The organism is Arenibacter echinorum (assembly GCF_003259375.1).
In the GTDB taxonomy this organism is placed as follows: Bacteria; Bacteroidota; Bacteroidia; order Flavobacteriales; family Flavobacteriaceae; genus Arenibacter; species Arenibacter echinorum.
Genome location: NZ_QLLN01000016.1, coordinates 1 through 5,651 on the forward strand (window position 1 = coordinate 1; position 5,651 = coordinate 5,651).

The following is a 5,651-nucleotide window of genomic DNA, read 5'->3' on the forward strand; positions in this document are numbered from 1 at the left end:
GCCCAATCATGTGTTACAGTGGTATTGTCCAGAGCGAAAGTTGTTCCTGTAAGGGTCAGTCCTGTCCCTGCTGAGTAGGTAGTATCGTTATCTCCATCGGCAATGTCGGCTGGAACATTAATAAGGCTTGTCCAATCAGGATTAAAACTAGATAGTTCGGCATCAGTTGCAAATACAAGATCTAAATCGAGAGCGGGTACGATATTAGCATTTTCAATTATATTTAAAGAAGTTCCAGATAATGTAAAACTCGTTATTAATTCATCATTGGGATTGGTGCCTGTTGCTGTAATGCCGTCTATTTCTGTTTGTAATTCTTCAATGGCATCTTGTACATTATTACTGGTTGTATTTACTGTTGGAGAAAAAGTCACATCTGCAGCTGCTGGATTTCCGCCACCAGCCAAAGCCGACAAATCGGCTGTGTCCGTATTACCCCCTGTAATGGTTAGTGTCAGGATATTAGTGGTATCGTCAAAAGTAAAATCAGATATTGTTTGTTCATCGGTATTGTCCAAATACGGTACCAGACTTATTGCAGCTCCCCCATCTTCCAAGGTTAAAGTGTTACCTGCTAAAGTTAATTGTTGGTCATCGCTTCCACCTGCGGCCAAAATTGGGCTTAAATCGATTGTATTACCTTCTGAAATAGTAATTTCATTACCTGAAAGACTTAAGGTTTGGTCATCGGTATCAACATTATCCAAGAAGGGATTTAAATCCACAGTTCCACCATTTTCAAGTGTTAGGATATTACCACCAGTTATTGATAGCTGCTGGTTGTCTGTTCCAGTTCCTGCCAAACTTGATAAATCAATGGAATTAGTTGGGGTAGCTCGATTGGTCAAAGTTAAAATATTGGTTCCAGGATCAAATGCTAGATCAGAAAGCTCATTGGTATCATCGTCATCCCCATCAACATAATATGCACCTCCATCCGTTCCAACAGTTATTGAATTGGTTGGGGTATCCCCACTTACAATGGTCTGTGCAGAACCTCCCACTTGGGCATCCACATACGCTTGCGTCGCTGCATCCTGTGGTGATGTTGGGTCTGCTAAATCGTTTATTTGGTTGTTTCCGGCACTGGTTCCAAAACCTAGGACACTTGTTAAATCCTGGTTGCCACCTACCGCAGAAATAGGCTGCCAGGTCACCACTCCAAGCGTATTTGTGGTCATGATCTGATTAGCGGCTCCTGGTTGGATTTTTATGGGGGTAACATTGCCGTTCAATATTTTATTGGAGATAACCGCATTGTCGGCTAGATGGGGTTGGCCCACCGCATTTATGGCTATTTTTGGAGAAGTTATCGCAAGATCGGCAATAGTAACCAAACCCGTATTGCTTATGGTAGCATCCCCGCCCATGGGGACGCCTGTAGCCACATTGCCGGAATTACCTACAAAAATATTACCATCGTTTAAAGTGCTGGCCGCTCCTGCCAATTGGTCCACATAGGTCTTTACCGCATTTTGGGTGGGGTAGAGGGTGGTGGAGTTACCAAGGGCGGTATCATCCGATTTGTTGGACAGATCTTCTTTGGTTGCAATGGCGTTGGCATTCGCCAAGATGTCGCCAATAACGGTATCGGCTACCTTAATGGGGTCCGCCGAGGTACCTGCCCCGGTAATGGTGGACTGGTCTGCCTGGGTAGCACCGAGTTCGTTTTTGTTGAGCCAAACCACATTGCCGGCAGCATCGGTCGTCAATAACTGATCAAAGGCCCCGGGTTCCATGTCTTCAGGTTTTATAGTACCGTCTATTATCTCCAAGGTACCCACTGCCGCTTCCTGTATTTCGTCTTTTCCTACGGTATTGTCCTGTAGTTCGGAGGAGCCGACAGAATTGGGTGCCAGTTGCCTTTCCCCAATGGTGGCCGTTGCAATATCGGCACCAAAAACGGTTTCGTTTACTATGTTCATTCCGGTGATCTGCCCCACCTTTAGGTCGTAGTTATTGCCTCCGGTGGAAGTAATTACTACAGTACCATCGTCCGAGGTAAAGGTAATGGAGCCTGCCACGGCATCGCAGATGTCCTTCCACTCCGTTCCCGTATAATAATGGATACATTCAACGTCCGTATTATAGACCAGTGCCCCTGCCGAAGGTACAATGGCGTCCATTTGTGCGGTGTTTACACGGGTAATGACCAATACCCTGGAACTACTTTCCAGTTCCAGTACAGAGCTAGGGTCTATATTTTGAGGGTTGTCCCCGATCTTTATCTGGGCCTGCACGGCCATTCCCAATAGCAGGCAAAAAAAGAAGTGGATATATTTCATTTTCAATTTTTTTAGTATTCTCCTATTGTTTTTTTTGTTCAAGGTTCAAGGTTCAAGGTTCAAGGTTCAAAGTTTCTTGAACCAAAAGCTGATGGATTTATGCCTAAATCCATACTTTCTAAAAATGGGGCGCCTATGCTTTTAAAATATGGGCTATCAAAAGTAAAATTATCGTAAGATATTCACCCTTTTTTCGGGTAAAATACGTTACTACTAGGTGAACTGAAATGTATCCCCGTTAAAAGGGAATATTCTTACTTTCATAAGGTTTTTTTCCAGCTTCAAAGATGCGCGCTGTACCCTTGCCCTTAAGAATTTTATGGTCACCGCTCACCAAAATATAGTTGCCCTCACGGAGTCCTATTACGGGGGTAGTATTAAAGATATGAAATTCACGGATCCTGGTCTCCCTAGTTTCCCCTTTATGTTGGCTGTTGGGGTCCGGATCCGTATAATGGGGGTTAAGATTAAAATTTACCACACCCAAGGTATCAAAACTGGAGGGGTATACAATGGGCATATCATTGGTGGTCTTCATACTTGGGCCGGCAATGTTACTGCCTGCACTGCTTCCAAGATATGGGGTGCCGGTTTCTATTCTTTCCTTCATAGGGTTAATAAGCTGCAATTGGTGCAATTGCTGCACCAGGAGAAATGTATTCCCGCCACCTGTAAATATAGCTTCCGCTTGGGCAATTCCCTCCGGGGGATCCGTAAAAGTATGGAGTCCTATCACTTTTTTATTTATTTTAGAAAAGGCCTTAGCTGCCAAGGCAGTATAATCCTCATGGGAAATACCGCCGGGCCTGGCGTAAGGGATAAAGGTAATTGTGGAACGGCCTTCAAAAAAGGACTCCAATTCCTCCAAAAGATATTCCAAATAGCCTTGTCCAAATAGGGTAGAGGTACTGGCCAATAATATTTTTTTCATATGGTGGTACTTACTTGTTTCTAGTTCAATCTAAAGTTTCCACTATGGCTCTGCATCGGGCCTGCCTGTTCGTCAGACAGGATTTCCTATCCGCCCGTGCCGGTACGGACGGGTTTACCTCTCCTTTGGAGAGCCTGCCTTTGCCGGTAGGCAGTTCCGGGTGAGGTGAATGCAAATTAACAAAAGTTTAAAGGTCTTTATCTTTTTTATGAACCCAACTTGCTTTTTCTTTATCCCATATTGGAATAAAAGCTGCACTTAAGTTTATTTCTTTAAGAAAAATAGGATATTTGACGCTTAATTTATCTAATTTTAAATAAAAAATGCAAAATAGAATACTCTTCCTACTTTTCTTCTTATGTGTCGCTATGTCTTATTCTCAGGATGATGATCGCCAATATTTAAGAGGGCAGGTACTGTATAGAAATGTGAACGTTCCCAATGAGAATGTCATTAATGTTACTACCGAAATGGCCACGATTACCAATGACAAAGGGGAGTTCGGTATTATGGTGAAAGCAGGCGACCAATTGGTGTTTACGGCCATTAATTACCAATTGATGGTGGTGGATATTACGAGTGAAATGCTGGAAAAGAACAGGTTGGTAGTAGAGGTTACCGAAAAGGTGACAGAATTGGACGAGGTAGTGGTAACACCTGAAAATCAGGAAAAATTTCTTCAGGCCCAAAACAAGGAATTCCTGAACAGGGATTACGATTACGAAACGGACCGTTTAACCGAGGTAGAGAATATTGCCATTTCCAATGCCGACAAGGGAATGAAAGACGGACTTAATTTTGTAAATATCTTTAAGGCGCTTATGTTGGCGACCAAGGGGAGCGATAATGATGTTGAGCGAGAACCTTTAAAGGTAAGTGAGGTACTGAGGCAGGTATATGATGATGAATTTTTTGTGCTGGACCTTAAACTGCCACAAGATAAAATAGACGATTTTTTACTGTATTGCGATAGTCAATTACCAGAAAGGTCATTGTTGCAAAAACGCAATGAATTTCAGCTGATAGATTTTTTGGTTACCCATAGCAAAACCTATCTGGAGCAAATGCAAGCGGAGAAGTAAAGAGGGGCAGTGGGCAGTAAACAGTGAACAGTTTTTAAAACAATTTACAGTGAACAATTAGCAATAAACAATGGTCAGTGAGCAGTTGTCAGTGTGCGGCTGGAAGTAGAAAGTACTATCGTCAGTTCGAGTGAAATGCCGGTAGGCATTTTGTATCGAGAACCATTGCTGCGAAGTTGATAGTGGCAGGTGGCTTCGACTACGCTTGGCCACCGGATGAAGTAGCTAAGGAGTATTGAGCAATGAGACTTGATAGAAGTATATAAACGCCTTAGGGATATAGTTAAAATCTGGTGTCCAACGTCCAAAATAAATTCGATACCGGCTTGGGTAGAGCAATAATCTTCAATAATCTAGAACGTAGTGCGCATTGTCCCAATATATTTGGTTTTTATCTTTTGCAGTGTATTTGCACAAGGGCTAATGGCACAGGATTTTTCCAAGACTTTGGAAGGAAAAGTGTACAGTGAGGACGGGGATGTGGCTGCTACCCATGTACTCAATACCACCACAAAAAAAGCCGCTATTACCGATGTTAACGGATTTTTTTCAATAGTTGTTAGTCTAAATGACACCTTGGTTTTTTCTGCCGTACAATATAAACGCAAGCAAATTGTAGTAAATGCCAGTATCCTGGAGAGTAAATTTTTGTCGGTTCCCTTGGAGGAATCCAATATTGCTTTGGATGAGGTTATTGTTATGCCTTATAACCTAACGGGAGAGTTGGGCAGGGATATGAACAATATGGATGTGGGAACTGTAATTTCTGCCACTAGTTTGGGGCTGCCCAATGCCCATGTAAAGCCCTTGATGCAGAGTGAAAGATTGCTTAGAGAAGCATCTATGGGCCCCTTGTCTATTGGTATGTTTACCAGTATTCCGTTCAATCCGTTGATCAATGCCATAACCGGGCGCACCAAAATGTTGAAGAAACGCGTTGCGCGGGATATTAAATACAACAAATCCCAACAGATACGCACCCAATTTGCCGATAGTCTTTTTGTGTTGCAACTTAAAATTCCCTTGGAAAAAATAGACGATTTTTTGTATTACTGTGAGGTCGATGCCAATTTCAATGCTGTTGTGGATAGTCAGGATCTATTCGCTATTTGGGAGTTTATTAAACAAAAAAGTGTTATTTACAGGAAGAATAATGGGATGGAGTGAGGAACAATGATCAATTAACAATTAACAATTAACAGTGAACAGTGAACAGTGGTCATGGGCAGGAACAATTAGCAATAAACAATAAACAGTTAACAGTGGTTAGTTGGAATTGGAAGGTGATATCGTCAGTTAGAGTGAAATGCCAGGAGGCATTTTGTATCGAGAACGCTTGATGGAGAGTGGGCA

Annotated in this window: 4 protein-coding genes; 2 read left to right on the forward strand and 2 right to left on the reverse strand. The window is 42.5% G+C overall.

Annotated features, from left to right (window positions below; genetic code table 11):
- Nucleotides 1–2,285: beta strand repeat-containing protein (locus tag LV92_RS21595; RefSeq protein WP_146613565.1), on the reverse strand; the 2,285-nt coding region annotated here is incomplete at its 3' end.
- A 238-nt stretch (nt 2,286–2,523) separates the two neighbouring features.
- A complete protein-coding gene (pepE, locus tag LV92_RS21600) occupies nt 2,524–3,216 on the reverse strand; it encodes a dipeptidase PepE (RefSeq protein ID WP_111625666.1) in 693 nt (230 codons plus the stop codon).
- 323 nt (nt 3,217–3,539) lie between these two features.
- On the opposite strand from pepE, the gene LV92_RS21605 reads away from it, so the two are divergent.
- Together LV92_RS21605 and LV92_RS21610 are read left to right on the forward strand one after the other, a co-directional pair.
- The gene (locus LV92_RS21605) at nt 3,540–4,298 is read left to right on the forward strand and encodes a carboxypeptidase-like regulatory domain-containing protein (RefSeq protein ID WP_111625667.1); all 759 of its coding nucleotides are present in this window, start codon (nt 3,540–3,542) and stop codon (nt 4,296–4,298) included.
- Between the two features lie 423 nt (nt 4,299–4,721).
- A complete protein-coding gene (locus LV92_RS21610) occupies nt 4,722–5,465 on the forward strand; it encodes a carboxypeptidase-like regulatory domain-containing protein (protein ID WP_111625668.1) in 744 nt (247 codons plus the stop codon).
- Nucleotides 5,466–5,651 lie beyond the last annotated feature (186 nt).